At 68.1% G+C, this 26222-nt stretch carries 24 protein-coding genes and 2 rRNA genes; 17 read left to right on the top strand and 9 right to left on the bottom strand.

Going from position 1 to position 26222, the window contains the following annotated elements; genetic code table 11:
* From ACWEIJ_RS17510 to ACWEIJ_RS17500, 3 genes are all read left to right on the top strand, one after another.
* Positions 1–201: ribosomal RNA gene (locus tag ACWEIJ_RS17510) — 23S ribosomal RNA — on the top strand; the annotation flags it as partial.
* 88 nt (positions 202–289) lie between these two features.
* Positions 290–406: ribosomal RNA gene (gene rrf, locus ACWEIJ_RS17505) — 5S ribosomal RNA — on the top strand.
* A gap of 231 nt (positions 407–637) precedes the next feature.
* The gene (locus tag ACWEIJ_RS17500; RefSeq protein WP_449838189.1) at positions 638–811 is read left to right on the top strand and encodes a hypothetical protein; all 174 of its coding nucleotides are present in this window, start codon (positions 638–640) and stop codon (positions 809–811) included.
* A gap of 248 nt (positions 812–1059) precedes the next feature.
* Here ACWEIJ_RS17500 and ACWEIJ_RS17495 read toward each other — a convergent pair whose 3' ends face one another.
* On the bottom strand, positions 1060–3231 hold the full coding sequence (locus ACWEIJ_RS17495; protein WP_449838188.1) for a P-loop NTPase fold protein: 2172 nt from the start codon (positions 3229–3231) through the stop codon (positions 1060–1062).
* A 99-nt stretch (positions 3232–3330) separates the two neighbouring features.
* On the opposite strand from ACWEIJ_RS17495, the gene ACWEIJ_RS17490 reads away from it, so the two are divergent.
* Genes ACWEIJ_RS17490 through ACWEIJ_RS17470 form a run of 5 tightly spaced genes read left to right on the top strand, consistent with a single transcriptional unit; the run spans position 3331 to position 7822 of the window.
* A complete protein-coding gene (locus ACWEIJ_RS17490) occupies positions 3331–4962 on the top strand; it encodes a circularly permuted type 2 ATP-grasp protein (RefSeq protein WP_449838187.1) in 1632 nt (543 codons plus the stop codon).
* A gap of 11 nt (positions 4963–4973) precedes the next feature.
* Complete coding sequence (locus ACWEIJ_RS17485) at positions 4974–5921, top strand: alpha-E domain-containing protein (protein ID WP_449838186.1); 948 nt, start codon at positions 4974–4976, stop codon at positions 5919–5921.
* Between the two features lie 2 nt (positions 5922–5923).
* The gene (locus ACWEIJ_RS17480; RefSeq protein ID WP_449838185.1) at positions 5924–6766 is read left to right on the top strand and encodes a transglutaminase family protein; all 843 of its coding nucleotides are present in this window, start codon (positions 5924–5926) and stop codon (positions 6764–6766) included.
* A gap of 59 nt (positions 6767–6825) precedes the next feature.
* Positions 6826–7671, top strand: a complete 846-nt coding sequence (locus tag ACWEIJ_RS17475) for a helix-turn-helix domain-containing protein (protein WP_449838184.1) — start codon at positions 6826–6828, stop codon at positions 7669–7671.
* Entirely contained in the window at positions 7586–7822 is a 237-nt protein-coding gene (locus ACWEIJ_RS17470) for a DUF397 domain-containing protein (protein ID WP_449838183.1), read from the top strand. Before ACWEIJ_RS17475 ends, ACWEIJ_RS17470 begins: the two co-directional genes overlap by 86 nt.
* Here the strand turns inward: ACWEIJ_RS17470 and ACWEIJ_RS17465 are convergent.
* Positions 7807–8229: a type II toxin-antitoxin system PemK/MazF family toxin gene (locus tag ACWEIJ_RS17465; RefSeq protein ID WP_449838204.1), complete on the bottom strand. Its 423-nt coding sequence runs from the start codon at positions 8227–8229 to the stop codon at positions 7807–7809. The two genes, ACWEIJ_RS17470 and ACWEIJ_RS17465, sit on opposite strands and share 16 nt — an antisense overlap.
* Before the next feature lie 89 nt (positions 8230–8318).
* Here ACWEIJ_RS17465 and lepA point away from each other — a divergent pair, with 89 nt between their 5' ends.
* From lepA to ACWEIJ_RS17450, 3 genes are all read left to right on the top strand, one after another.
* Entirely contained in the window at positions 8319–10154 is a 1836-nt protein-coding gene (lepA, locus tag ACWEIJ_RS17460; protein WP_449838182.1) for a translation elongation factor 4, read from the top strand.
* A gap of 32 nt (positions 10155–10186) precedes the next feature.
* Positions 10187–11011, top strand: a complete 825-nt coding sequence (locus ACWEIJ_RS17455) for a DUF72 domain-containing protein (protein ID WP_449838203.1) — start codon at positions 10187–10189, stop codon at positions 11009–11011.
* 130 nt (positions 11012–11141) lie between these two features.
* Positions 11142–11693 carry a Uma2 family endonuclease gene (locus ACWEIJ_RS17450; protein WP_449838181.1) on the top strand — a complete coding sequence of 184 codons (552 nt, stop codon included), beginning with the start codon at positions 11142–11144 and terminating at the stop codon, positions 11691–11693.
* Positions 11694–11836: 143 nt separating this feature from the next.
* Here the strand turns inward: ACWEIJ_RS17450 and ACWEIJ_RS17445 are convergent, their stop codons facing one another.
* A complete protein-coding gene (locus ACWEIJ_RS17445; RefSeq protein ID WP_449838180.1) occupies positions 11837–12442 on the bottom strand; it encodes a dihydrofolate reductase family protein in 606 nt (201 codons plus the stop codon).
* A gap of 83 nt (positions 12443–12525) precedes the next feature.
* Between ACWEIJ_RS17445 and ACWEIJ_RS17440 the strand changes: the two genes are divergently transcribed.
* Entirely contained in the window at positions 12526–13137 is a 612-nt protein-coding gene (locus ACWEIJ_RS17440) for a class I SAM-dependent methyltransferase (protein ID WP_449838179.1), read from the top strand.
* A gap of 147 nt (positions 13138–13284) precedes the next feature.
* Positions 13285–14214 (top strand): ribosome-inactivating family protein, encoded by a 930-nt coding sequence (locus ACWEIJ_RS17435; RefSeq protein ID WP_449838178.1) that lies wholly within the window; start codon positions 13285–13287, stop codon positions 14212–14214.
* 62 nt (positions 14215–14276) lie between these two features.
* Here ACWEIJ_RS17435 and ACWEIJ_RS17430 read toward each other — a convergent pair whose 3' ends face one another.
* The 4 genes from ACWEIJ_RS17430 to ACWEIJ_RS17415 form a co-directional block, all read right to left on the bottom strand.
* Positions 14277–15854 carry a peptide-N4-asparagine amidase gene (locus tag ACWEIJ_RS17430; protein ID WP_449838177.1) on the bottom strand — a complete coding sequence of 526 codons (1578 nt, stop codon included), beginning with the start codon at positions 15852–15854 and terminating at the stop codon, positions 14277–14279.
* A gap of 110 nt (positions 15855–15964) precedes the next feature.
* A complete protein-coding gene (locus ACWEIJ_RS17425) occupies positions 15965–16192 on the bottom strand; it encodes a hypothetical protein (RefSeq protein WP_449838176.1) in 228 nt (75 codons plus the stop codon).
* 74 nt (positions 16193–16266) lie between these two features.
* Positions 16267–16698: an HD domain-containing protein gene (locus ACWEIJ_RS17420; protein WP_449838175.1), complete on the bottom strand. Its 432-nt coding sequence runs from the start codon at positions 16696–16698 to the stop codon at positions 16267–16269.
* 10 nt (positions 16699–16708) lie between these two features.
* Complete coding sequence (locus ACWEIJ_RS17415) at positions 16709–17848, bottom strand: SGNH/GDSL hydrolase family protein (protein WP_449838174.1); 1140 nt, start codon at positions 17846–17848, stop codon at positions 16709–16711.
* Between the two features lie 140 nt (positions 17849–17988).
* On the opposite strand from ACWEIJ_RS17415, the gene ACWEIJ_RS17410 reads away from it, so the two are divergent.
* A complete protein-coding gene (locus ACWEIJ_RS17410) occupies positions 17989–19452 on the top strand; it encodes a chitinase (protein WP_449838173.1) in 1464 nt (487 codons plus the stop codon).
* On the opposite strand, the gene ACWEIJ_RS17405 is transcribed toward ACWEIJ_RS17410, so the two are convergent.
* Positions 19382–20500, bottom strand: coding sequence for an alkaline phosphatase family protein (locus tag ACWEIJ_RS17405; protein ID WP_449838172.1), 1119 nt, complete (start codon positions 20498–20500; stop codon positions 19382–19384). The two genes, ACWEIJ_RS17410 and ACWEIJ_RS17405, sit on opposite strands and share 71 nt — an antisense overlap.
* Positions 20501–20637: 137 nt before the next feature.
* On the opposite strand from ACWEIJ_RS17405, the gene ACWEIJ_RS17400 reads away from it, so the two are divergent.
* Genes ACWEIJ_RS17400 through ACWEIJ_RS17390 form a run of 3 tightly spaced genes read left to right on the top strand, consistent with a single transcriptional unit; the run spans position 20638 to position 24750 of the window.
* Positions 20638–21684 carry a nitronate monooxygenase gene (locus ACWEIJ_RS17400; protein ID WP_449838171.1) on the top strand — a complete coding sequence of 349 codons (1047 nt, stop codon included), beginning with the start codon at positions 20638–20640 and terminating at the stop codon, positions 21682–21684.
* 10 nt (positions 21685–21694) lie between these two features.
* Positions 21695–23218, top strand: a complete 1524-nt coding sequence (locus tag ACWEIJ_RS17395; protein WP_449838170.1) for a DUF885 domain-containing protein — start codon at positions 21695–21697, stop codon at positions 23216–23218.
* Positions 23218–24750, top strand: a complete 1533-nt coding sequence (locus tag ACWEIJ_RS17390) for a DUF885 domain-containing protein (protein ID WP_449838169.1) — start codon at positions 23218–23220, stop codon at positions 24748–24750. Before ACWEIJ_RS17395 ends, ACWEIJ_RS17390 begins: the two co-directional genes overlap by 1 nt.
* On the opposite strand, the gene ACWEIJ_RS17385 is transcribed toward ACWEIJ_RS17390, so the two are convergent.
* Entirely contained in the window at positions 24722–26143 is a 1422-nt protein-coding gene (locus ACWEIJ_RS17385; RefSeq protein WP_449838168.1) for an amino acid permease, read from the bottom strand. The genes ACWEIJ_RS17390 and ACWEIJ_RS17385 overlap by 29 nt on opposite strands.
* Positions 26144–26222: the final 79 nt, after the last annotated feature.

Below are 26222 nucleotides of genomic sequence, written 5' to 3'. Positions count from 1 at the left end.
TCTGCCAAGAGCATTGCTGGTTGGCTACGTTCGGAAGGGATAACCGCTGAAGGCATCTAAGCGGGAAGCTCGTTCCAAGATGAGGTATCCCACTCTTTGTGAGTTAAGGCCCCCAGCTAGACCACTGGGTTGATAGGCCAGAGGTGGAAGACCGGTAACGGTTGGAGCTGACTGGTACTAATAGGCCGAGGACTTGTTACAAAGACGCTACGCATCCACTGTGCGGTTCTGGGAGAACAACCAGAACCGATCGCGCCCCGCGGGGTGCTGGTTGATATTTCCATAGTGTTTCGGTGGTTATAGCGTTGGGGAAACACCCGGTCCCATTCCGAACCCGGTAGTTAAGCCCTTCTGCGCCGATGGTACTGCACTGGTTACGGTGTGGGAGAGTAGGTCGCCGCCGAACTTAATTTAGCCCTGCGGGTCGAGTTGCCAAAAGCGACTCCCCGCAGGGCTTTTTCACGTTCTAGTACGGCAGCCCGGGATCGGTATGCAGGCGTCGGCCGGTGGTCGTGTGGCCTCGTCGCTGGTAGTGACTTCGTCGAGCGCGGGCTTGGTGTCGGCGTCGCCATCGTGACCAGGCCAGCCAGTGGCTGATGGTGTGGGCCGTAGTCGCGATCGGTTTGGTGAACAAGCGGTGTATTTCAGGGAGGCTCGGCGGGATCAGCCCTTCCTCGGGCTGGTGGTGCGCGTGTTCTCGGGCGGTGATCACGGTCAGGATGGCGTGGCGGTACCAGGAGCTCCAGCGGCGCACTTGGTGCTGGTCGAGGCCGACGGCGCCCTTGCCGGTCTGGAAGCAGGTCTCGATTGACCAGCGGCTGCCGGCCCCGCGGACCAGGGCGGGAAGCCCCACCGGCTGTGGTGACCAGCAGCGGTAGAAGGCCAGTTCTCCGTCACCGATCCGACGGCGGATTAGCAGCCGGTGATGCCCGCCGTCCTCTTCGTCCTTTTGAACCGTCGCCGGCGCTGTAACGATTCCACGCCCGTTTTGGCAGCCTGGCTGCGACCTGCTCGGCGCGCTGGGTGGTGCAATTGAGGAGACGATCCCGGGCTGCCGTTCTAGAACAACCTGTTCGCGAACCCCGCAACCGCTTGCGCATCGCAGTCGCGCAGCAACTCGCGCAGGTTCGCCGCGGCCTTGCGATCGGAGTGGGCGAACCCGAGCCGAGCGATCGTCGCGCCCCACCGGACGTCGTCGTCGACCGCATCGGCCAGGTCCTGCCACGCACCGCGCAGCCGGTGCAGGTAGGCGGGCCACCTGACCGCGATCTCGGCGACGGCGACCAGGTGGCAGGCCTCCTCGACCTCCGCTGTCTCGAAGACGCGCAGGTAGAACTGCCAGACGTTCAGCAGCCGCTTCTCCTCGCGGACGGACTGCTCCGGCTGCGCCCCGAGCCGGCGCCGCAGGTGTTCGCGGACCGTCGAGTGCCGCTCGATGGCGATGTACTCGGGCTGGATTTGGGGCAACCCGCCGAGCGCGTCGCTGCCGGCGGGGGAGTCCGCGACGTACCCGTCCTCGGGCGTGGCGGGAGGCGAGTCCTGGTGCACCGGCCCGAGCTGAGCGAGCAACACCTGATCGATGCTGTCCGCGGTGGTGCGGGGCAGTCGGACAGGCAGCTGGACGAGCTTGCGCAGGAACGTCCACCCAGGACTCGGATCATCGGGATGCGTCACGATCTTCGCGTCGGCGAGCTCCTTGTAGGCGTTGTCCACATGCGCCGCGACGACGGTGGTGTCCAGACCCAGCACGAACTTCGTGGCCGGGAAGTCGTCGGACAGGAACACGTTGATCGCCTCGAACACCTGGGCCGTAGTCCGGGGCGTGCAGCGGTCGAGATCGTCGATCAGCAGGACCAGCTCGTAGTGGTGTGCCGCGAGGTCCTGCACCAACGCCTCGACGTCGTGCTGCACGAGGTAGAGGTAGCCGGCACGGGCGTGGTAGTACGGGTCGCGGATCAACGGATCCGTTGTCGTGCCGGCGAAAGCGTTGCTCACGACCGGCCCGGCGAACAGCTCGCCCGGCAGGAACGCCGACGCCCTGGCGAACAGGTACCTCCAGCCCGTGTGCAGCACTCCGGCGGCGGCCAGACCTACCGTCACCCACCACGCCCAGCCGAGCTTCAGGTTGGTCAGGGCGTTCAGCACCGACACCCCGAAGCTCAGTCCGGCGAGGGACAGGAACGGCGAGAGGGTTCGCCGCCACAGCCGGCGTTGCAGGTGCCGGCGGTCCACGCGCTCGGCGTTGCGGGTGAACCAGTACCGCTCGCGGGTGCTCTGGTGCGGCAGGATCGTCGCTTCCGCCGCCTCGGTGACCGCCTTCGCGAGTCCTGCCCACACCTGTTCGCTCGACTGGTGCCGCCACGGGTTGAACGACACGACCAGCGGTCTGGCCAACGGCTTGATCTTCGTCGGGCTCGGCGGCTTCACCCGGTGCCGCAACAACGCGAGGTCCGCGGCGAACACCGTGAACCTGCGACCCCGCGGGATCTCGGCGGGCTCGGTGGACAGCCGGTTCTTCACGAGTTCCAGCAGGGTGCTCTTCCCGGAACCCCACGCACCCTCCACCGTGATCACGGTCGGCGCGTCCTCGTCGCTCGGCTTGAGCAGGTCCGTGAGCGCCTCCACCAGCGCGCCGCGGGCGAGCAGGTCCTCCCTCGCCACGCGGTCGCTGAACCCGCGGGTCGACACCAGGCCGGTCAACGGCGGCACGGGCAGCCGCGGGTTCCACAGACGCAACCGGCCGGTGCTGCCACCGGACGCGATGCGTGGGCGTCCGTCCGGTCCCATGTACGTGAGCAGCACCGAAACCCGGGAGGGCTGGCTCTTGCGAAGCAGCTCACCGGTGCGTGGATTCCAGATCCGGACGGAGCCGCCCTCACTGCCCGACACCAGCAGTGGTGCGCCGGTGGTCGGATAGCTCGCGAGGGATGTGACGCGCGTGCTGTGCCCGGTCAGCCGGACGATCTCGGCGGCCTCTCGGTGCACGACGATGTCCTTGCCGTCTGCCCGCACCAGCAGGTCTCCGACCTCCAGCGACTGCACCGCGGAGCTCTGTCGCCGGGAGTACCTGTCACTGGCGTCCACCCGCACCAGCTCCGTCGTGCGCCCCTCGAAGGCAACGATGAGCACCGGGTTGTCCGGGTCCTCGACGTCGATGCCGAGACTGACGACGGGCGCGCTCAGCTCGATCGTGCGTTCGAGCTCCATCAGCGGCACATCGGCGGAGGTCACGCCTCCAAGGTCGGGAAATGACCGAGTTTCGTTTCCGCGAGGTTTCTTGTCCGGTCGGACTAGTGCAAAAGCAGCACCAACCGGGTGAAGATGTGGACCATGGAACGCCGAGCCCGCACCTCAGGACTGCGCCGCAGCCGCACGGTCACCACGCCGAGGCTCGGTGAGCTGTTCAACGGCTATCTCAACCCCGATCGGCCGCACGCCGGCGCTTACGACGAGATGTTCTCGACCGACAACGGAGTGCGATCGGCTTATCGCGCGCTGTACGAGTCGGTGGCTCCGTCGCAGGTCAACGAGCTGAACGCACGGAGTGAGGCTCTTGGCAGGGCGTTTGTCGACCAGGGGATCACGTTCAGCCTCAGCGGGCAGGAGCGGCCGTTCCCGCTCGACCTCATTCCGCGCATCATCACCGCGAGCGAGTGGGCGAAGCTCGAACGCGGGATCGTGCAGCGGGTGCGGGCGATGGAGCTGTTCCTCGCGGACATCTACGGCGATGCGCAGATCGTCCGGGATGGAGTGTTGCCGCGGCGTCTCATCACGTCGTGCGAGCACTTCCACCGGGAGGCGGCCGGCATCAACCCGCCGAACGGGGTGCGCATCCACGTCGCCGGTGTCGACCTGGTGCGGGACGAGCAGGGGACGTTCCGGGTCCTCGAAGACAATCTTCGGTGTCCGTCCGGTGTCTCCTACGTCATGGAGAACCGCCGGACGATGGCGCGCGTGTTCCCCGACTTGTTCGCACGGCATCGCGTGCGCGCGGTGGGTGACTACGCGGTGCATCTGCTCAGGTCGCTGCGGAACGCCGCGGCGCCCAACGCGGCGGATCCGAACGTGGTCGTGCTGACGCCGGGGCTGGCGAACTCCGCCTACTTCGAGCACTCGCTGCTGGCGCGGCAGATGGGGGTGGAGCTGGTCGAGGGGCGGGACCTGTTCTGCCGCGACAACTTCGTGTACCTCCGCACGACCGAGGGGGAGCGGCAGGTCGACGTCATCTACCGGCGCATCGACGACGACTTCCTCGATCCCGTGCACTTCCGGCCGGACTCGGTGCTCGGCATCGCCGGGCTGTTGAACGCGGCGCGGGCGGGCAACGTCGTGATCGCCAACGCGGTCGGCAACGGGGTGGCGGACGACAAGCTCGTCTACACCTACATGCCCGAGATCGTGCAGTACTACCTCAACGAGAAACCGTTGCTGCCCAACGTGGACACGTTCCGGTGCTGGTTGCAGGACGAGCGGGCGCACGTGCTGGACCACCTCGACGAGCTGGTGGTGAAGCCGGTCGAGGGGTCTGGCGGGTACGGGATCGTGTTCGGGCCGGACGCGAGCGCCAAGGAGCTCAACTCGCTGCGGAAGCGGATCCGGAACAACCCGCGCGGCTGGATCGCGCAGCCCGTGGTGCAGCTGTCGACCGTGCCCACCAAGGTCGGTGACCGGCTGGCGCCGCGGCACGTCGACCTGCGGCCGTTCGCGGTCAACGACGGCAACTTCATCTTCGTGCTGCCGGGCGGGCTGACGCGGGTGGCGTTGCCGGAGGGCAGCCTGGTGGTCAACTCGTCGCAGGGCGGCGGGTCGAAGGACACCTGGGTGCTCGCGCCGAAGTCGTCCACTGTGGAGCGCGAGCTGGCGGAACCCGGGCTGGCCGGGCCGTCCGAAATGGAGTCCGCGGCGGCCGAGCAGGGGCCGGAGCTGACCACTTCCCAGCAACAGCAACAACAGCAGCAGTAGGGAGGCGCGAAGTGCTGGCACGCAACGCGGAGTCGCTGTACTGGATCGGCCGCTACGTCGAACGAGCGGACGACACGGCGCGCATCCTGGACGTCTCGGTGCATCAGCTGCTCGAGGACGCGACGGTGGACCCGGACGCCACGTCACGGCAGCTGCTGACGGTCCTCGGGATCACGCCGCCGGCCGGGGCCGACCAGTTCGACGTGTGGTCGTTGACGGAACTGGTGGCGTACAACAAGGACAACCCGAGCTCGATCGTCTCGTCGGTCAACAGCGCGCGAGAGAACACGCGTGGCGCTCGTGAGGTCGTGTCGACCGAGATGTGGGAGTGCCTCAACGCGATGTGGAACGCCGTCGCCGAACGGCAGCGTTACGCGCGCACGATGGGGCCGCACGCGTTCTTCAGCTTCGTGGAGGAACGGGCGGCGATGTTCGCCGGCCTGGCGGACTCCACGATGTCGCGGGACGACGGGTGGCGGTTCCTCGTGCTGGGGCGGTCGGTCGAGCGCGTCGACATGATCGTGCGGCTGCTGCTGGCACGCGTGGGAGACCGGGCTTCGTCTCCTGGCTGGGTCACCGTGCTGCGGTCGGCCGGCGCGCACGACACGTACCTGCGGACCTATCGTGGCGCGTTGGACGCGTCACGGGTGGTGCAGTTCCTGTTGCTGGACAGGCTGTTCCCGCGATCGGTGTTCCACGCGCTCAAGCAGGCGGAGGCGTGTCTGGAGCAGCTGGAGAACCAGCCGTCGGTCCGGGTCGGGGCGCGGGCGGAGGCGCTGCGGTTGCTCGGCAAGGCGCGGAGTGAGCTGGAGTTCCTGCGGCCGCACGACCTGCTCGACGACCTGCCGAAACGTCTGGCCGCACTGCAGAAAACGGTTCGTGACGTCGGTGAAGCCGTGTCGCAGCAGTACTTCCACGTGGCGCCGTGGGTCGCCTGGACGAACACCGAGGTGGGCTGACCATGAGCTGGCGCGTACGCGTCGTGCACACGACGGGCTATGAGTACGAGGCACCGGTTGTGCAGTCGTACAACGAAGCACGGCTGACCCCGCGTGCCGACCGACGGCAGAACGTCGTCGTCTCGCGCGTGGAGACCAATCCGGCCACTCGCGCGTACCGGTACACGGATTACTGGGGCACCGAGGTCACCTCGTTCGACCTGCACGCACCTCACACGGAACTGAAGGTCGTCGCGTCGTCGGTGGTCGAGACGAGTGCGGAGATCGAACCGGTCACGTCTGGCACATGGGCGGACATCCGCGAGGACAACCTCGTGGACCGCTACACGGAGTTCTTGGAACCCACGCGCTACACGCCGCGCAACCGTGAACTGCTGGCGGTGGCGCGCGAGCTGAAGAAGGGCCGGTCGCCATCGGATGCGGTGCTGGCCGCCTCGCAGTGGGTGTGGGAGCAGCTCAAGTACCAGCCGGGGTCGACGGGTGTGCACAGCTCGGCCGTGGACGCGTGGCAGGAGAAGAAGGGCGTCTGCCAGGACTTCGCGCATCTGACGTTGGTGTTGTTGCGCGGTATGGGGATTCCGGCGCGCTATGTGTCCGGATACCTGCACACCAAGAAAGACGGTCCGCTGCGAGAGACGGTGCGCGGCGAGTCGCACGCGTGGATCGAGGCGTGGACCGGCGGGTGGTGGGGGTACGACCCCACGAACGCGATTCCGGTCGGACCTCGGCACGTGTGGGTGGCGCTTGGCCGTGACTACTCGGATGTGGCGCCGTTGAAGGGGATCTACTCGGGTGGGGCGGCCACCGCGTTGGAGGTGACGGTCGAGATCACGCGGCTCGCCTGACGGTTTTCACCCGAACGAGCCTGTTCATTTGAGCCGGGGCAAGACCTAGCGTCGGGTCCATGACTGTGATCACAGCGACGGTGTGCAGCAGGGCGTTGGGCGATGAGCTGCGCCGCCTTCGGGAGACCTGCACCGATTTGGGCGGCGCTCAGATGGCCACGCGGCTGGGGTGGCACCCGAGCAAGGTCACCAACATCGAGAAGGGCAAGGCGCGGGCGAGCGAGATCGACCTCGTGCAGTACCTGACGATGTGCGGCAAGGACATCGATTTCTTTGAAGACTTCCGACGGCGGTACAAGAACGCCTTCGAGGAGTACGTGGTGCAGGTGCCGGACAACCTGCGCACAGTCGCGATGGCCGAGGCGACGGCTAAGACGATCACCAGCTACACCGTGCACGCGGTACCGGGACTGGTGCAGACGCCGGAGTACGCCGATGCGTTCTACCGCCTCGGTGGGTTCATGACCGAAGAGCGAATCGTCGCGAACCTGCGGTTCCGCATGGACCGTCAGGCGGTTCTGAGGCGACACGATCGGCCGACTTGCTTGTTCTACGTCCATGAGATAGCGCTGAAGCAGCGTGTTGGTGACGACCGGATCATGGAGGACCAGTACGCCAGGCTGTTGTTCGACACCCACGACATTCGGATTGTGCCTCTGGACGTTGTGATTCCCTCCTACGGCTGTGTGCTGTGGGAGTTCGAGAAGTCGATGCCAGTGGCCTACAGCGAAACTGATCTCGCGCAGGTGTTCGTGCAAGATCTGGGCGCTATCGCGCGGACCAGGCTGCTCTTCGACCACTTGGCCGAGGTTGCCTTGGATGGGGAACAATCGCGGAGCAAGCTGGCGGAGTATGTCAGCCCACCGCGAGAGGAACACGATGGCCGGGGACCGCGTCTGGCGTAAGAGCAGCTACAGCGGAGCTACTGACGGGGCCGAGTGCGTCGAAGTCTCGTTTGCTCAGGACGTGTGCGTGCGTGACTCCAAGAACGCCGACGCGGGCACGCTGACGTTCAGCGCACCCGCGTGGCGTGTGTTCGTTCAGCGCCAGCTGTGACGTTCGCGTAGGGCGTCCACGACCTGGCCGAAGGCGGCGGGTGCCAGCACGGCGCCCTCACGCCTGATGTCGTCGTCCGTGTCGAGGGCGAAGACCCGGTCCAGGCGCAGGTAGGACGGGCGGCCCTCGCGGTCCCAGGCGCCCGCGCCCAGCTCCAGGTAGTCGTCGCGCGGCTCCTTCGAGGAGAGCATCAGCGCGATCAGCTCGCCGTTCGCGCGGCCCACGACCAGCAATGGGCGGTCCTTGCCGCGTGAGGCGTCCTCTTCGAAGGGCACCCAGGCCCAGACGACCTCGCCCGGGTCCGCGTCGCCGTCCATCGAGGGCTCGTACTCGAGCTTGGCGGCGTCCGCAGCGTCGAAAATCTCGCGGACCGCGCCCTTCGCCGGGCGGGGGTCCTCACCGTTCATCAGCACGAACGCACCCTAGTGGTGCAGGGCACACCGGCCGCTATGGGACCATAAGGGGACACCCGTCCGATTTCCTGCTGAGGACCACCTTGACCACGTTCGCCGACACGACGTTCACGTCGCCGGAGCTGATCCGGAACTTCTGCATCATCGCGCACATCGACCACGGCAAGTCGACGCTGGCCGACCGGATGCTGCAGCTCACCGGCGTGGTCGAGGAGCGGGCGATGCGCGCGCAGTACCTCGACCGCATGGACATCGAGCGCGAGCGCGGCATCACGATCAAGGCGCAGAACGTGCGTCTGCCGTGGCAGCTCGACGGGCAGGACCACGTCCTGCACATGATCGACACGCCAGGTCACGTCGACTTCACCTACGAGGTCTCCCGCGCGCTGGAGGCGTGCGAGGGCGCGATCCTGCTGGTCGACGCCGCGCAGGGGATCGAGGCGCAGACGCTCGCCAACCTGTACCTGGCGATGGAGAACGACCTCACCATCATCCCGGTGCTGAACAAGATCGACCTGCCGGCCGCGGACCCGGACAAGTACTCGAAGGAGATCGCGCACATCGTCGGCTGCGAGCCGGAGGACGTGCTGCGGGTGTCCGCGAAGACCGGTCTCGGTGTCGCGGAGCTGCTGAACGAGGTCGTCAAGCAGGTGCCGCCGCCCGTCGGCGAGGCCGACGCCCCGGCCCGCGCGATGATCTTCGACTCGGTCTACGACACCTACCGCGGCGTCGTCACCTACGTCCGCGTCGTCGACGGCAAGATCACGCCGCGCGAGCGCATCAAGATGATGTCGACGGGTGCCACCCACGAGATCCTCGAGGTCGGCATCGTCTCGCCCGAGCCCAAGCCGTCCCGCGGCCTCGGCGTCGGCGAGGTGGGCTACCTGATCACCGGCGTGAAGGACGTGCGCCAGTCGAAGGTCGGCGACACCGTCACGTCCGAGAAGAAGGGCGCCACCGAGCCGCTGGCCGGCTACCGCGAGCCGCGCCCGATGGTCTACTCCGGGCTCTACCCGGTCGACGGCTCCGACTACCCGGAGCTGCGCGAGGCGCTGGAGAAGCTGCAGCTCAACGACGCGGCGCTGACGTTCGAGCCGGAGACCTCCGCCGCTCTCGGCTTCGGTTTCCGCTGCGGCTTCCTCGGGCTGCTGCACCTGGAGATCACGCGTGACCGGCTGGAGCGCGAGTACGGCCTCGACCTCATCTCGACGGCCCCGAACGTCGTCTACCGCGTGATCATGGAAGACGGCACCGAGCACGTCGTGACGAACCCGTCCGACTGGCCGGAGGGCAAGCGGGCCGAGGTGTACGAGCCCGTCACCAAGTGCACGATCATCGCGCCGTCGGACTACATCGGCGCGATCATGGAGCTCTGCCAGTCGAAGCGCGGTCAGCTGGGCGGCATGGACTACCTGTCCGAGGACCGGGTCGAGCTCCGCTACACCATGCCTTTGGGTGAAATCATCTTCGACTTCTTCGACTCGCTGAAGTCCCGCACCCGCGGCTACGCGTCGCTGGACTACGAAGAGTCCGGCGAGGCCGAGGCGGACCTCGTCAAGGTCGACATCCTGCTGCAGGGCGAGGCCGTCGACGCGTTCTCCGCGATCGTGCACAAGGACCACGCGTACGGGTACGGCACGCGCATGGCCACGAAGCTGCGCGAGCTGATCCCGCGGCAGCAGTTCGAGGTGCCGATCCAGGCGGCGATCGGGTCTCGGGTCATCGCCCGCGAGACGATCCGGGCGATCCGCAAGGACGTGCTCGCCAAGTGCTACGGCGGTGACATCACCCGTAAGCGCAAGCTGCTGGAGAAGCAGAAGGAAGGCAAGAAGCGCATGAAGATGGTCGGCCGGGTCGAGGTGCCGCAGGAGGCCTTCGTCGCCGCGCTGTCCACCGAGGAGCCGAAGGGCAAGAAGTAGGCGTAGTGACACGTCTTCAGGTCGGCTGCGCGATGTGGAACCACAAAGCGTGGCTCGGGCGGTTCCTGCCGCAGTCGCTTCCTGCGGGGGAGCGACTGCGGGCCTACGCCGGCTGGTGCAACGCCGTCGAGGGCAACACCACGTTCTACGCGACGCCGGCCCGCAAGACCGTCGAGACCTGGGCGCGGCAGCTCGACCCCGGCTTCCGGTTCGTGGTCAAGCTGCCCAAGGTCGTCACGCACGAGCGCCGGCTGAACGGCGTCGAGGTGCCGATGCGGGCGTTCCTGGACGCGATCGAGCCTCTCGGTGAACGTGCCGTCCTGTGGACCCAGCTGCCCGGCTCGTTCGGCCCCGCGGACGTCGACGCCCTGGGCCGCTTCCTGCGCAGGCTGCCCGTCGGTCTCCGGCGTGCGGTGGAGGTGCGTCACCCGGTGTTCTTCACCGACGCCGGTGCGACATCGTTGCTGGAGGGGGCGCTCGCTGACGCGGACGCCGAGTGGGTGCCGTTCGACACCACGGTCTTCTTCCAGAGCCCGCCGACCAGCGAGGCCGAGCGGGAGGCCTGGGACCGCAAACCGCGGTTGCCGCGGCGGACGCGGGCGCTGACCGACCAGCCGATCGTTCGCTACCTGGGCCGGGACTCGGTCGAGGACACGGTCGAGGGGTGGCGGCCGTGGACCGAGGTGGTCGCCGAGTGGCTGCGGGAGGGCCGGTCGCCGACGGTGTTCGTGCACACCCCCGACAACGACGACGCTCCGGCGCTGGCCCGCCGGTTCCACGACGACGTGCGCGCGCTCGTGCCCGGTCTTGAGGCGCTGCCGGAGCCCGAGCCGGTTGAGCCTGCGACCTTGTTCTGAAATAGCCCTGGTGTTCGGTGGCGTCACACGAACGGGTGGTGCCGTCGTTGAGGCCCGGATTTGGGCCGAAACTGTCAGACCCCTCTGCGATGGTTGGCAGGAGTGCCGAAAGGAGGGGACCATGTCAGTCATGACGATCGGCGTGAACGGACGTCCCTACACGGTCGACGACCTGGAGGGTATGCCTGATGACGGACGCCGATACGAACTCATCGACGGGCTGCTTCTGGTGAGCCCCGCGCCGGGCACCCGGCACCAGAAGATCTCGGTGAAGTTGTCGTCCAAGTTGGACGCTGCATGTCCAGATGACCTGCACGTGCTGGCTGCGCCGTTCGCGGTGAGGCAGTCGAAGAACACGGAGCTGCAGCCGGACCTGCTGGTCTGCAGGGACGGCGATCTCACGGACAAGCTGTTGCCGGCGGCACCGCTGCTCGCGGTGGAGATCCTGTCGCCGAATTCGGTGCTTTTCGACCTGAACACCAAGAAAGCGGTCTACGAGCGGCTCGGTGTGCCGACTTACTGGGTCATCGATCCGGACGAGCCGACGCTGACCGTGTTCGAGTTCGGTGCCGATGGCCTGTACGAGCAGACGGCCGTGGTCAAGGCCGATGAGGTGTTCGAAGCGACGGCGCCGTTCCCGGTGCGGTTCTCGCCCGCCGAGTTGCTGGGCACGCTGAGGTAACTTCTCGCCTCTTCGGCGTTTTCGCGGTCGTATGACGATGACGGCACACGAGCTCTCGGAGATGCAACTCCGATCGGGACCTCGTCAGGTCCGAGCCGGCCGCTGCTGGTCCGCGGAAAAGCCGAAGGAAGCGCAAGATCGAGCTACTTGCCCACGCGGTAGGTGACGTGGGTGAAGCCGTTGCCTGCTCGCGACTCCACCTGCTCCAGGCTGAGCGCCGGTACGCCGTCGAACAACCGCGTTCCCGCGCCGAGCGTCAGCGGCACGATGCGCAGCCGCAGTTCGTCGATCAGGCCCTTCGCGAGGTACTGGTTGATGGTCGTAGCGCCGCCGTGGATCGAGATGTTGCCGCCGCGTGCCGCCTCGCGCGCGAGCTCGAACGCGGCGTCGATGCCTTCGGTGACGAAGTGGAACGTGGTGCCGCCGTCCATCGGCTGCGGGTCGCGCGCGTGGTGGGTGAGCACGAAGACAGGGGCGTGGTACGGCGGGTTGTCGCCCCACCAGCCGTTCCACTCGCGGTCCCAGTCGCCGCGGATCGGGCCGAACATGTTGCGCCCCATGATGAACGCCTTGGTTTCGGCCAAAAGATCCAGCTGCAGCTGCATTTCCGCGGGGTCCTCCATCCACGCGTGGAGCCTGCTGCCCCAGCCGTCGCCGCCGTCGTCGCCGAACGGGCGGTCCTCGGCCTGGTTGAGCCCGGCGCTGTAGCCGTCGAGTGAGATCGTCAGGTCGCAGGTCACCTTGGTCATGTACTCAGCATGCCCTACTCGCGGTGTTGCTGAACCGGCAACGGAAGTTGCCGACCTGGCACGGCAGCGCGCATCTTGGGAGCATGACGACTGCACAGGAGTTCTGGGAGTCCTTCTACTCGGAGCGGGACCAGGTGTGGTCCGGCAACCCGAACCCGCTGCTCGTGCGGGAGGCCGAACGTCTCACGCCCGGCAGCGCGCTCGACATCGGGTGCGCCGAGGGCGGCGACGCCGTGTGGCTCGCCAAGCGGGGCTGGCGGGTGCTGGGCGTGGACGTGTCGCAGGTGGCGCTGGACCGGGCGTTGAAGCACGCGTACGAGGCCGGCGTCGAGATCGCGGTGGAGCGGCACGACCTCAAGGAGACGTTCCCCGAGGGGCTGTACGACCTGGTCAGCGCGCAGTTCCTGCACTCGCCCGTCGAGGAGGACGGGGAGCGCAACAGCATCCTGAAGCGCGCCTCGCAGGCGGTGGCGCCGGGCGGGTACCTGGTCATCGGCGGGCACGCGGGTGCGCCGTCGTGGTCCGAGCACCAGGACCACTACTTCCCGACCACCAAGGACGTGCTCGACCACCTCGATCTCGCGGACAACTGGATCGTCGTCACCGATGAGGTGGTCGAGCGGGCCATCACGGGGCCGGACGGGCAGGCGGAGTCGCGCAAGGACAACGTGCTCACCGTCAAACGTCTCTACTGACCGGTCGGCCCCACCCCCCATTTAACGGGGTGGCCTACCCAGTCAATTCGTCCCCCATTGTTTCGGCCTGTCCAGGACCCGCATCGTCGATGTCGTCCACCAGCACGATCCACGGACGACCGTCCCCGAGCGAACTGAGAACAGAGCATGTCAACCACCACTGTCATGGGCGTTTCCCAACGGAAACCAGTACGGCGCCGTCGCGCGGTCGCCGTCGCGATGGCCGCGTTCTCGCTGGCGATCGCGGCGGTGACCGGGCTGCTCGGTCCGCTCACCAGCCCGCCGAGCGCGCACGCCGAGGACGGCAACCCCACCTACTACCTCGGCTCCCAGAACGGCGGGGACTACGTCAACTTCATCAACGACATCCGCAACCGGGTCAACGACGGCGCATCCACCTCGGTCGCGGGCGCCGGCAACGCCTACCAGGTGGACCACACCGACGCACGCGGCGGTTTCATCCGGGTCGACATCCACATGTGGGGCAATCCCAACTACGTCCGCCTTCAGCTGCGGCGTTCGGACCTGTACGTCGTCGGCTGGTGGACGGGCGGGAGCACCTACAACTACATCGGCGCTCGTAGCGGGGCGGGTCCCTCCGACGGCGCCAGCCACGGGGAATGGCAGACCCGGTTCGGCGAGGGCTACGACAGCCTCGAGAGCTTTGCGGGTCAGACGCGCACAGGACTGGCGATCAACCGGGACTCCGTCAACGGAGCGATTTGGAACCTGTGGTTCGCCTCCAACGACCGTGACATGGCTCGAGGCGTGCTGATGATGACCCAGTTCCTCTCCGAAGCCGCCCGCTTCCGGCCGCTGCGGGACGAGATCGCGCTGACGATGAACGGCAACAACACGCTGGTCATGCCGACCGAGTACACCCAGCAGGAGAACAGCTGGAGCCCGTTGAGCGTGGCCTTCAACACGTTGTTGCGCCAGCCGCAGGGAACTCGCGACGAGGAACCGAGGGAGGGCTGGGGACGGATCGAACCGTTTACCGGTCGTCCGCAACGGATCATTCTGGACACGGCTGTCGCCTACGCGCAGTACGTGCTGGCCACCTCGCTGCGCCGCTGATTCCCGCTGAACCATGATCTCGCTGCCCCGCCGAGCGCCCGCTCGGCGGGGCACGAGGCTGCTCAGACCACGTACCCGTGCTCGGTCTTCAGCGTGCGCTGGTAGAAGCGGCCGTCCACCGTGCCGCGCCAGCGTTCGCTGGACGCACCGTCCGCGTAGGAGAGCACGCCGTTGGTCCGTCCGAAACCGCCCTGCGTGTCGATGGTGTCGTCGCTGAACCGGGCTCCTTCGCCAGCCGTCCACAAGCGACGTCCCATGTGGACTTGGGCGTCGATGCGGTAGTTGTTGTCATTGACGATGTTCTGCGTGACGTCGACGTTGAGCGGGAAGTCGAACCCGTCGACCCGGCCGCGGGACGAGTACGCGCCGGTCACCTTCTGGTCGGTCTTCTGCTTGGTGGCCTTCTCCGCGAGCGACGTCGTGTTGTCGAACGTCCAGGCGCCCTGGGAGAAGACCTGCTGGGTGCCGTGCGACGTCCTGATCACGCCGCTGGTCCGCCACGTCCGGTGCACCTGCGTCTTGATCGTCACGTCCAGGTCGGTGCCGGTCGTGGTCGTCTTCACGTCAGCGGCGGGCACGTCCGCGGAGGTCAGCGTTCCGGTGACGCGCTGAACGTGCGGATCCGTGGTGGCGAAGAGGTTTCCGCCCAGCGTCCAGTCGTCGACGATCCCGCGCGGCGGCACCAGGTCGATCGTGTGCGCCTTGCCGTCGGTCAGCGTTCCGATGAACGGGCTCAGGTCGATCGTGTACGGCAGCGTGTCGATGGCGTCGATGGCCGAGATCGGGCGCCACAGCATCGGTGCCACGCCGCCGGTGTAGATCACGGAGTACGGGGCGACCACGCCGGCGGGGCGGCCGTCGACGCGCACCTCGACCTCGCGGTACGTGCCGCCGCCGCACAGTCCGGCGTCCGGGAACCTGGTGGCGAGGTCGCTCGGCACGTTCGACCACCAGAACTCCTCGCAGCCGCCGCCGCGCGCGTAGATCTCGGCGGTCAGCTTCGCGGTGTTCGGTGGGACGGTGAGCTGCTTCGTGAAGTTCTTGCCGTCCTTGAGGAACTGCCAGCCCGGCTGCTGCGCGTCGGCGGACAGGGGCAGCACGACGTCGGCTTGCCGAGGCGCGGGATACTTCTTCGTCGCCTGGTAGTAGGTGACGGTCACCTCGATGTCGAACGGGCCGGTGTAGGTGTCGTTGACGATGTTGCCGAGGTCCACCACGAACGGCTGCGGCTTGGTCAGCAGCGGCGCGAAAGCCGTGATGTCCCGGTCGAAGTGCCACACGATGCCCGACGGGTCCGGCTCCGGCGTCGACGTCCGCAGCACTTCCGCGCCGCCGATCCACAGCCCGGCGAGCCGGTCGAACTGGCGTCCCTTGCTGCGTCCCGTCCAGTCCAGCACGACCTTCGTCCACGGCCCGGCGCACTCCGGTGGTGGCGTGAGCGTGCCCACGAACGGCTGCCCGTACGAGTTCGCGAACGTGTGCCGCATCGCCGTGACGGCGCACGACTTCGTCGGCGGCCGGCTCACCGCGGGGATCGCCTGCAGCGGGTCCTGGTAGTCGGTGACCACCCGGTCGGCCTTCGCCGCGGACACCGGCATCAGGGCGAGCACGGCCAACGCCGTGGCGAGGAAGCGACGCATGGCCGGACGTTAGCGCCGTCCAACCGAGACGGCACCTGTTCACGGTTGCCGGGAAACGCAAAGGCCACCCGCGGCAACGTTGCCGGGGTGGCCCACACATGGAACCGGGGTCAGGCGGAACGGATCAAACGGTCCATCGCCTGGCGGTTGATGATCGAACGGAGCTCGGTCGTCTCCTCGGCGGTGTGCCGGGCGAGGATGGCGTCCAGTTCGAGACGGTCGCTCTCGGTGGTGTAGCTGGCCAACTGCCGCTCCAGGCTCTGACGCTGAAGACGAGCGGCGCGGCGGGAGGCCAGGCTCGAGCGCAGGGACTTCACGGACAGGTCGTGGCGGGTCATCTTGTCCTTCCAATCTTGGTTACGAATCGATAATACACCCTGTTCAAGCGACCTGTACCGATGAAGAAGGTTAGTTAACTCACGAACTCGGAGAGCAACCTCAGCGCGGTGGCGTACTTGATCTCCAGGCGGGCTCTGGTCTCGGTGTCGAGACGGGCCACGCGGGCGGGGGAGAGGTTGTCGGCGATGTCCGCGCGCTTCACGGTGAGTGCCAGCGGATTGGCGGCGACGCGGCGCAAGTACACGTCCTGGGGCTCGTCCGGCAGGTGTGACAACGCGACGACGGCGTCGACCACAGCAGTGGGGCAGCCACGCGACAACAGTTCCTCTGCGGTCACCGAGGTGTCCTCGATGACGTCGTGCAGAACGGCGGCCATCTGCGCGTGTTCACCCTCTACCGACGCCATCACTCGCAGTGGGTGCCCGATGTAGGGGTAGCCGGACTTGTCGACCTGGCCGTCATGAGCGGCGGTGGCGATGGCGATGGCGTCGTTGAGGGTGAACACGCGCATCAAGCTAAAGCAGCGAGACATCCACCGCCTGGCCCATGGCCTGATAGCCGGCGTCGGTGAGGTGCAGGTGGTCCGGCCTGGCGAAGTCCTCGCGCAACCACGTCGGCTTGGCGGGGTCGCGGACCGCGGCGTCGAAGTCCACCACGCCGTCGAACGCGCCGGACGTGCGGATCCAGGAGTTCACGGCGGAACGCACGGCCTCGCGTGCGTCGGTGTAGTTCGCGTAGCCGCCCATCGGCGTGATGGTCCCGCCGAGCACGCGGACGCGGTGGGCGTGCGCGAGAGAGATCACTCGCAAGTAGCCGTCGCGCAGCTCCTCGAACGTGGCGTCGGGCTTGGCCTTGATGTCGTTGATGCCCTCCAACACGATCGCCGTCCGCACGCCGGACCGGGCAAGCACGTCCCGCGGCGTTCGTGAGATGCCGGAAACGCCGTACGTGCCGTCGCGCAGCAGCTGGTTGCCGGAGATGCCCGAGTTGACCACGCCCAACGACGTCCGCGAGGCGAGAACGTCGGTCCAGCGCCGGTTCGCGCCGCCGGTCGAGCCCGAGCCGTCGGTGATCGAGTCGCCGAGGGCCACCACGGACCCGCGCACGGCCGACGTCACGGACACCTCGGACAGGTAGTACCAGGACGACACCTTCTGCGTGAACGCCGCGCCGTCGAGGTCCGCGGCGTGGTCGCCGGGCGCCACGTAGTTGGAGGACAGGGCACTGCGGTGATAGGTCGCCACGGCAGGTGCGGACGACGCCCAGATCGACACGGCCACGGAGGAGTCGGCCGACGTCCGGAGCGCGACCGGGTCGGACAGCACCTCACCGCCGCGCGGCACGACGACGGACGTGCGGCCGTGGAAGGTGACCCGGCGGGCCTTGTCTCCCAGTGCGGCACCGGTTCCGGCCGGGGCCGCGGACACCCCGCCCACGGTCAGGTCGCCGGAGCTGAACACGTTCGACAGTCGCACCCGGACCGCCGAGCCGCCGACGGTGAGCCGGACGACGTTCCGCACGGTGTAGGAGGTGCCGCTGACATCCGATGAAACCGGGGTCTGCATCGCGGATCCCCACGACGCCACCCAGCCGGGCGAGGCGTCGGCCGGGGCGACAAAACCCAACAGCAGGGCCAGGACAGCGAGTATGCGCATGCCACTCCTCAACTACAGGCAGCGGCAGACTCACCCTAAATACATCCGATGACCAGCGCAATGCTTGACCCGGTGTAGTGGTCTAGTCCATTTTTAGTCCACTCACAACATGGCCGCCGCATGATGTGTGGAGGTGGACCATGTCCAAGACCAGACGAGCAGCGATAGCGCTGCTGTCCGCGCTGTTCGCCTGTGCCGGTCTGGTGTTGGTGATCAACGGCAGCGCCGCCGCCGCGAACCTCGCGGCCAACAGCGGGTTCGAGGCCGGCAACCTGAGCGGCTGGACCTGCTCGGAGGGCACGAGCGTCACCACGGGCACGAAACGCACCGGCGGCTACGCCCTGCAGGGCACACCGGTCGGGCAGAGCAACGCGCGTTGCCAGCAAACCGTGACGGTGCAACCGAACACGGCCTACAAGCTGTCCGCCTGGGTGCAGGGCAGCTACGTCTACCTCGGTGTCACCGGCGGCGTGGAGAAGAGCACGTGGACGCCCGGCACGAGCGGTTTCCAGCAGCTCACCGTCGACTTCACCAGCGGCAGCGCCACCAGCGTCACGATCTACGTGAACGGCTGGTACGGCCAGCCCACCTACTACGCCGACGACTTCAACCTCGACGGCCCCGGCACGCCGCCGACAACGACCACGAGCACGACGACGTCCACCACCACGACGACCACGACCACCACCACGACCGGCAACCCGCCGAACACCGGCCTGCCCAAGCACGTCCTGACGGGCTACTGGCAGAACTTCTACAACGGTGCGCGCGCACTCAAGCTCGCGGACGTCCCCACCACCTACGACATCGTCGCGGTGGCCTTCGCCGACGCGACCGGTACGCCGGGACAGGTGTCGTTCACGCTCGACTCCGGGCTGAGCGGCCAGCTCGGCGGCTACACCGACGCGCAGTTCAAGGCCGACATCCGGACCCTGCAGAACCGCGGCCAGAAGGTGATCATCAGCGTCGGCGGGCAGAACGGCACGATCAGCGTCAGCGACTCCACCTCGGCCACCAACTTCGCGAACAGCGTCAAGTCGCTGATCACGAACTACGGCTTCAACGGCGTCGACATCGATCTCGAGAACGGCGTCAACTCCACCTACATGGGGCAGGCGCTGCGCAGCATCTACGCCGGTGGCGGCACCGTCATCACGATGGCGCCGCAGACGATCGACATGCAGTCGACCGGCATGGAGTACTTCAAGCTGGCGCTGAACATCAAGGACATCCTGACCATCGTCAACATGCAGTACTACAACTCCGGCTCGATGAACGGCTGCGACCAGCAGGTCTACAGCCAGGGCACGGTCAACTTCCTGACCGCGCTCGCGTGCCTGCAGCTGCAGGGCGGCCTGCGCGCCGACCAGGTCGGCCTCGGCCTGCCCGCGTCACCGTCCGGAGCCGGTGGCGGCTACCAGTCGCCGTCCAACGTCAACAACGCGCTCGACTGCCTCGCCCGCGGCACCAACTGCGGGACGTTCAAGCCGAGCACGACCTGGCCGTCCATCCGCGGCGCCATGACTTGGTCGATCAACTGGGACGCGTCGAACAACTGGCAGTTCGCCAACACGGTCGCCCCTCATCTGGACTCCCTGCCCTAGATGATGGCCCGTCCGCGATGAGCGGCTGCCCGTCGTAACCACCCGGCGGCTCGGGGAGGCCGAACAGCCTCCCCACCGTCGGGGCGACATCCACAGTGGACACCGGCGCGGCGCAAACCCCGCGCCCCAACGCGGGATCGCCTCCCGCGACGAGCATCGGCACCGGTGCCGTCGCGGGATGGCGGGCCACGACCAGGTCGCCCGCCTCGGGTCCGAGCCGCCACGACCGCGGTGCGTGCGCCGACAGGACGCCCGGCACCCGGCTGACCACGGACTCCAGGTGCTTCAGCGCCACCGCGCGGTCGGAGCGCGGCCCGGTCCAGTAGAGCAGGTCCGCGCCGCCGTTCGGTGCGACGACGACCTTGCCCCGCAGCAACGGGTCCGCGTCGACGTGGCCCGGCAACGACGCCCCGGTCCGCGGCAGCGCCCGGTCGGCCACGACGACCAGCACGGACCGCTCCCAGCGCCCGGTCGCCCTCAGGTGCCGGACGAGCTTGCCCAGCTGCTCGTCCGAGGTCCGCACGGCCAGCGGACGGGAGATTCCCGCGGGCGCGCCGAAGCCCGTGAACACCAGATCGGGGTCGACCTCGTCGATCATGGCGTGCAGCGCGTGGGAGGTGAACGCGTCGGACGGGTACCGGGGTTTCCACCGGTACGACGCCCGCGTGCCGAACAGGCCGTGCAGACGTTCGTCCGAGAGCACCGAACCCGTGCGGAAACCCAGCCCCGGCAACCGTTCCAGCAGCGTGGGGAACTTCAGGTCCGACGCGCGGTCGAGCACGCGCACAACGCCTCGCGCGCGGTCGTAGACGCAGTTCGCCGGCACGCCGGTCCGGTCCGGCCGCACGCCGGTCATCATCATCACGTGGTTCGGTGTCGTCCCCATGATCGGCAACGACCGCGCGTGCGGGAAGGACGTGCCTTCCTCTTGCAGCGCAACGAGGTTCGGTGTCAGCACCGCGCTGACGTCGTCCGGCCGCAGCCCGCCCAGCACGACGACGTGCACGCGACGGCCGGTGGCTGCTTTCGGGGAGGAGCGGCGTTTCACGACGATCACCATCGCCCATCGGCATGGACGGCACGTGAACACCCTGGTCCGAGTGGAGTAACGATGTGTTCCTTGCGTCATCAAGGACACAGGCGCTTCACCGGGCATCCATCGCCCGGTCCAACTAGGTTGTGCTCATGTTCCACACGCTGGCCGTGCCCGTGATCGCCGCGCCCATGGCAGGTGGCGCCTCCACCCCCGAACTGGTCGCCGCGGTGAGCGACGCCGGCGGGTTCGGGTTCCTCGCGGCCGGCTACCTCAGCGTCGAGCAGCTCGCGGAGAAGATCAAGCGGACCGGCGAGCTCACGAGCGCGCCGTTCGGGGTCAACCTGTTCGTGCCCGGCACGCGGCCGACCGCCGACATCTCGCCGTACGTGGACCGCGTCACGGCGTGCGCGCAGAAGGTCGGGGCGGTGCCCGGCGACCCGCGCTGGGACGACGACAACTACGGGGCCAAGCTGGAGCTGGTGCTGGCGCTGCGGATTCCGGTGGTGTCGTTCACGTTCGGGCTGCCGGACGTGGACGACGTGCAGCGGCTCAAGGCGGCCGGGACCACGATCGTGGTGACGGTCACCACACCCAGTGAGGCCAGGCAGGCGCAGCAGATCGGCGCGGACGTGCTGTGCGTGCAGGGTGCGGACGCCGGTGCGCACCGCGGCACGTTCACCGACGACGGCATCTCGCCCGGTGGTGGCGAGCTGTACGGGACGCTGGCCGCGTTGACGCTCGTGCGCAGCGCCGTCGACCTGCCGGTGATCGCGACCGGTGGGCTGATGACCGGCGCGGACGTGGCCGCGGTGCTGGCGGCCGGGGCCGTGGCGGCCCAGCTCGGCACCGCGTTCCTCGGCTGCCCGGAGGCCGGAACCGCTGCGGCGCACCGGGAAGCGCTCGCCGAAGGAGCGCGTCGCACGGCGTTGACGCGGGCGTTCAGCGGACGGCCCGCCCGCGGGCTCGTCAACCGGTTCCTGATCGAGAACAGCCCGCACGCGCCCGCCGCGTACCCGAACGTGCACCACCTCACCAAGCCGGTGCGCGCGACCGGTGAGCTGGAGGTCATGTCGCTGTGGGCGGGCACCGCGTACCCGCTGGCCACCGCCGAACCGGCCGCCGACGTCGTGCGCAGGATCCACACCGAGCTCACCGATGTCGTCAATTCCTTGGCGGAGCGCTTCCGGCGCAGCTAAGAAGGAGAGCGTGACCTCGCTCTCCGATGAGACCTTCCGGGCGATGATGGACTGGTCTCCGATGTTCGCCACCGTCGTCGGCGTGCCCGGCTGGGACGACCGGCTCGAAGACCTCAGCGTCGACGGCCAGCAGGCCCTGCGCGCGCGGCTGGAGGACATCCTCAGCCGCGTCGACCAGAGCGACGAGGAGCCGGTCGCGAAGGACGTGATCAGGCACCAGGCGACGTTGATCATCACGATGCTCGACGCCAGGCTCGTCGAGCACAGCGTGTCCCGCGGGTTGAACGCGCCGGTCGCGGCTCTGCTCAGGATGGCGTCGCAGATCGACTTCTCCCGGCGGCTGCACCTCGTCCCGCACTTCCTCGACCAGGCGGCCGGGCGGCTGCTCGACACCGACCGCCGGCCGTTGCGCCGGCACCTGGAGGGCGGGGCGGCGCACGTCGAACGCTTCCTGGAGTCCCCGAAGCAGGAGTGGGAGGGCGACGCGGACCTGCGCCCGGCGTTCGCCCGCTACCGCGAGGTCCTGCTCGGGCTGCCCGGACGCGACGACGAGCAGGCAGGCCTGTGCTGGTTGCCCGACGGCGAGGAGAACTACCGCAAGCTGGTCCGCGACTACACGACCGCGTCCTACACCCCCGCGGAACTGCACCGGCTCGGGCTCGACCTGATCGCGTCGTTGCGCGACGAGTACGCGGAGATCGGCTCGCGGGTGTGGGGCACGGCCGACGTGCCGGAGATCTTCCGGCGGTTGCGCACGGATCTGTTGTGGGACAACGAGGACGACATGCTCGTCAGCGCGGTGGAGACCGTCGCGCGGGCCGAGGCCGAGGCGCCGAACTGGTTCGGCCGGCTGCCGAAGGCGCGCTGCGAAGTCCGGTTCGTGCCGGAGGTCGACCGCCAGAGCGCCGCGTTCGCCTACTACGTGGACGCCGCGCTCGACGGGTCCCGTCCCGGCACGTACTTCGTGAACCCGTTGGGCGCCACCGGACGCAGCCGGACGGTGTCGGAGGTGACGGCGTTCCACGAGGCCATCCCCGGCCACCACTTCCAGCTCTCGATCGCGGCCGAGACCGAGCTGTCGAACCTGCGCAAGTTCGCGTTCGTCGACGCCTACATCGAGGGCTGGGGCCTCTACACCGAACGCCTGGCCGACGAGATGGGCCTGTACTCGTCCGACGAGGCACGGCTGGGCATGCTGAGCCTCGACGCGATGCGCGCCGGGCGGCTCGTGGTCGACACCGGCCTGCACGCCATGGGGTGGTCGCGCCAGCAGGCCGTCGACTACCTGCGCCAGAACACCGTGATGGACGACACCGAGATCAACTCGGAGGTCGACCGGTACATCGAGACGCCGGGTCAGGCGCTCGCGTACATGGTGGGACGGCTGGAGATCCAGCGGTTGCGCGGTGAGGCGAAGTCGAAGCTGGGCGACCGGTTCGACATCAGGGCGTTCCACGACCTCGTGCTGGACAACGGCGTCGTGCCGCTGTCCACGCTCGGTGACCTGGTCGCCGACTGGGCGGGGCGGCCCTGATGGCGTCGCTGTCCGACGAGATGTTCGCCGCGGCCATGGACTGGTCGCCGTTCCTGCCGTCGATGTACGGGCTGCCCGGCTGGGACGACAAGCTGGAGGACCTCAGCGTCGAGGGGGAGCAGGCGTTGCGGGCGCGGGTCGCCGACATCCTGCGCCGGGCGGAGACCAGCGACGAGGACCCCGTCACCCTGGCCGTGCTGCGGCACCAGGGCGAGACCATCGTGGCGCGGATCGACGCGAGGCTGGTCGAGCACACCGTGGCAACTGGCATGAGCGCGCCGGTGAACGCGTTGCTGCAGATGGCGGCACAGCTGGACGTGTCACGGCGGCGCGGCGAGATCGCGCGGTACGTGACGCAGGCGGCCGGGCGGGTGCGCGACTCCGACCGTCGACCGTTGCGCCGGCACCTGAGGACCGGGGCGGCCCGGATGGAGCGGTTCCTCGCCTCGCCCGTGCAGGAGTGGGAGGGTCCGGCCTCCGCGGAGATCCGCGCGGCCGTCGCCTCCTACCGCGACGTGCTGACCTCGGTCGACGGCCGCCCCGACGACCAGCCGGGCATCTGCTGGCTGCCCGAGGGCGAGCAGAACTACGCCAACCTCGTCCGCAACTACACGACCACCTCGTACACCCCGGCCGCGCTGCACCGGCTGGGCCTGGACCTGGTCGCCGCGTTGCGCGACGAGTACGCGGAGATCGGCGCACGGGTGTGGGGCACGGCCGACGTGCCGGAGATCTTCCGTCGGCTGCGCACGGAACTGTTGTGGGACAACGAGGAGGAGATGGTCGCGCACGCCGCTGAGGCGATCGCGCGGGCCGAGGCCGAGGCACCGCGGTGGTTCGGCCGGATGCCGAGGACCGGCTGCCGGGTGTGCCTGGTGGGCGAGGCGGAACGGGAGACGGCGCCGATCGCGTTCTACCAGCCCGCGCCGCTGGACGGCAGCCGTCCCGGCACCTACTGGCTGAACCCGTTGGGCGCCACCGAACGCAGCCGCACGGTGTCGGAGGTGACGGCGTTCCACGAGGCCGTGCCCGGCCACCACTACCAGCTCTCGATCGCCGCCGAGGCGTCGATGCCGAACCTGCGGCGGTTCGCGTTCATCGAGGCGTACCTGGAGGGCTGGGGCCTCTACACCGAGCGCCTCGCCGACGAGATGGGGCTGTACTCGTCGGACGAGCAACGCCTCGGCATGCTCGGGCTGGACGCGATGCGCGCCGGGCGGCTGGTGGTCGACACGGGCCTGCACGCGTTCGGGTGGACCCGGCAGCAGGCCGTCGACTACCTGCGCGAGAACACGGTCATGACCGAACCCGAGATCACCTCGGAGGTCGACCGGTACATCGAGGTGCCGGGCCAGGCGCTCGCGTACATGGTGGGGCGCCTGGAGATCCAGCGCGTGCGCGGCGAAGCGGCCGCCCGGCTGGGCGACCGCTTCGACGTGAAGGCGTTCCACGACCTCGTGATCGGGCTCGGACCGGTGCCGCTGTCCGTGCTCGACCAGCAGGTCACCGCGTGGAGTTCTGCTTCTCCATGACGGAGTTGCGCCGCGAGTAGGTGAAGTAGACGACCATGCCGATCACGAACCAGATCGCGAACCGGGCCCAGGTCTGCGGCGTGAGGAACGTGATCAGCCAGACCGAGAAGATCACCCCGATGACCGGCACGACCGGCATGCCCGGCGTCCGGAACGTGCGCGGCAGGTCGGGCTGCTTGTACCGCAACACGATCACGGCCACGCACACGACCACGAACGCCAGCAGGATGCCGATGTTGGTGAGCTCGGCGGCCTCCGCGATCGGCAGGAACCCGGCGATGACCGCCGAGGCGATGCCGAGCACCCACGTGATCCGGGACGGCACGTGCTTCACCGGGTGCGTCTTGGCGAACCACTTGGGCAGCAGGCCGTCGCGGCTCATCGAGTAACCGACGCGGGCCGCGCCCAGCAGGAACGTGAACAGCACCGTGGTGATGCCGAGGATCGCGCCGACGCTGATGATGATGCCCAGCCAGTGGAAGCCGATGTCCGCGAACGCCGTGGCGAACGCGCTTTCCGCGTCGACGTCCTTGTAGTTGACCATGCCGGTCAGCACGAGGCAGGCCAGCACGTACAGGACCATCGAGATCGCCAGCGAGTAGATGATCGCCTTGGGCATGTGCTTCTGGGAGTCCTTGGACTCCTCGGCCGCGGTGCTCATCGCGTCGTAGCCGAACACGGCGAAGAAGACCGTTGCCGCACCGGTGAAAGCGCCGGACAGGCCGAACGGGAAGAACGGGTTGTAGTTGGCGGTGTCGATGTGGAAGACGCCGACGCCGATGACCAGCAGCACCACGGCGATCTTCAGGTACACCAGCGTGGTCTCGAACCTGGCCGCGTTCTTCATGCCCAGGTTCAGCACGTACGCGATCAGCAGGCACAGGATCACCGCGAACAGGTTGACCTTGTAGCTGCCCGGTGCGACGCCCTGGCTCTCGGTGCCCGGCGCGCCCAGCATCCACTGCGGCAGATGGATGTTGAGCAGGCTCAGCAGTTCCGTGAAGTAGCCGGAGATGCCGATCGCGACCACCGCCACGATCGCGGTGTACTCGAGCAGCAGGTCCCAGCCGATGAACCAGCCGACGATCTCGCCCAGCACCGCGTAGCCGTAGGTGTAGGCGCTGCCCGCCTTGGGGATCAGGCCCGCGAACTCCGCGTACGAGAACGCCGCCGCCGCGCTCGCGACACCGGCGATGAGGAACGAGATCAGCACCGCGGGGCCGGCCGTCTTGTTCGCGACGGCGCCGGCGAGCGAGAAGATGCCCGCGCCGATGATGCCGCCGATGCCGATCGCGGTCAGTTGCCACAGGCCCAGTGTTCTGGTGAGTCCGTCGCCCCGGTCGTCCGCGATCTGGTCGATGGGCTTGCGCCGGAACACGCCCTGGGTAGTCATGCCTTCAGCTCCCTCGATGAAGTGGGTCCGGGCGAACCTATGCGTGTCAACTGTCACGCGGTTTGTCCGGACCCACCAA

Source organism: Lentzea sp. NPDC004789, assembly GCF_053601075.1.
Note: the sequence above shows the minus strand (reverse complement) of the source record. Positions and strands in the feature narration are given on the sequence as shown.

Bases quoted from the DNA above. Each gene is read 5' to 3' on its own strand.
- ACWEIJ_RS17435 (WP_449838178.1), top strand. From the start codon at position 13,285: ATGTCAACCACCACTGTCATGGGCGTTTCCCAACGGAAACCAGTACGG.
- ACWEIJ_RS17490 (WP_449838187.1), top strand. From the start codon at position 3,331: ATGGAACGCCGAGCCCGCACCTCAGGACTGCGCCGCAGCCGCACGGTC.
- ACWEIJ_RS17430 (WP_449838177.1), bottom strand. From the start codon at position 15,854: ATGCGTCGCTTCCTCGCCACGGCGTTGGCCGTGCTCGCCCTGATGCCG.
- ACWEIJ_RS17400 (WP_449838171.1), top strand. From the start codon at position 20,638: ATGTTCCACACGCTGGCCGTGCCCGTGATCGCCGCGCCCATGGCAGGT.
- ACWEIJ_RS17480 (WP_449838185.1), top strand. From the start codon at position 5,924: ATGAGCTGGCGCGTACGCGTCGTGCACACGACGGGCTATGAGTACGAG.
- ACWEIJ_RS17475 (WP_449838184.1), top strand. From the start codon at position 6,826: ATGACTGTGATCACAGCGACGGTGTGCAGCAGGGCGTTGGGCGATGAG.
- ACWEIJ_RS17450 (WP_449838181.1), top strand. From the start codon at position 11,142: ATGACGATCGGCGTGAACGGACGTCCCTACACGGTCGACGACCTGGAG.
- ACWEIJ_RS17465 (WP_449838204.1), bottom strand. From the start codon at position 8,229: ATGAACGGTGAGGACCCCCGCCCGGCGAAGGGCGCGGTCCGCGAGATT.
- ACWEIJ_RS17425 (WP_449838176.1), bottom strand. From the start codon at position 16,192: ATGACCCGCCACGACCTGTCCGTGAAGTCCCTGCGCTCGAGCCTGGCC.
- ACWEIJ_RS17470 (WP_449838183.1), top strand. From the start codon at position 7,586: ATGGGGAACAATCGCGGAGCAAGCTGGCGGAGTATGTCAGCCCACCGC.
- ACWEIJ_RS17455 (WP_449838203.1), top strand. From the start codon at position 10,187: ATGTGGAACCACAAAGCGTGGCTCGGGCGGTTCCTGCCGCAGTCGCTT.
- ACWEIJ_RS17440 (WP_449838179.1), top strand. From the start codon at position 12,526: ATGACGACTGCACAGGAGTTCTGGGAGTCCTTCTACTCGGAGCGGGAC.
- ACWEIJ_RS17390 (WP_449838169.1), top strand. From the start codon at position 23,218: ATGGCGTCGCTGTCCGACGAGATGTTCGCCGCGGCCATGGACTGGTCG.
- ACWEIJ_RS17385 (WP_449838168.1), bottom strand. From the start codon at position 26,143: ATGACTACCCAGGGCGTGTTCCGGCGCAAGCCCATCGACCAGATCGCG.
- ACWEIJ_RS17410 (WP_449838173.1), top strand. From the start codon at position 17,989: ATGTCCAAGACCAGACGAGCAGCGATAGCGCTGCTGTCCGCGCTGTTC.
- ACWEIJ_RS17445 (WP_449838180.1), bottom strand. From the start codon at position 12,442: ATGACCAAGGTGACCTGCGACCTGACGATCTCACTCGACGGCTACAGC.
- ACWEIJ_RS17415 (WP_449838174.1), bottom strand. From the start codon at position 17,848: ATGCGCATACTCGCTGTCCTGGCCCTGCTGTTGGGTTTTGTCGCCCCG.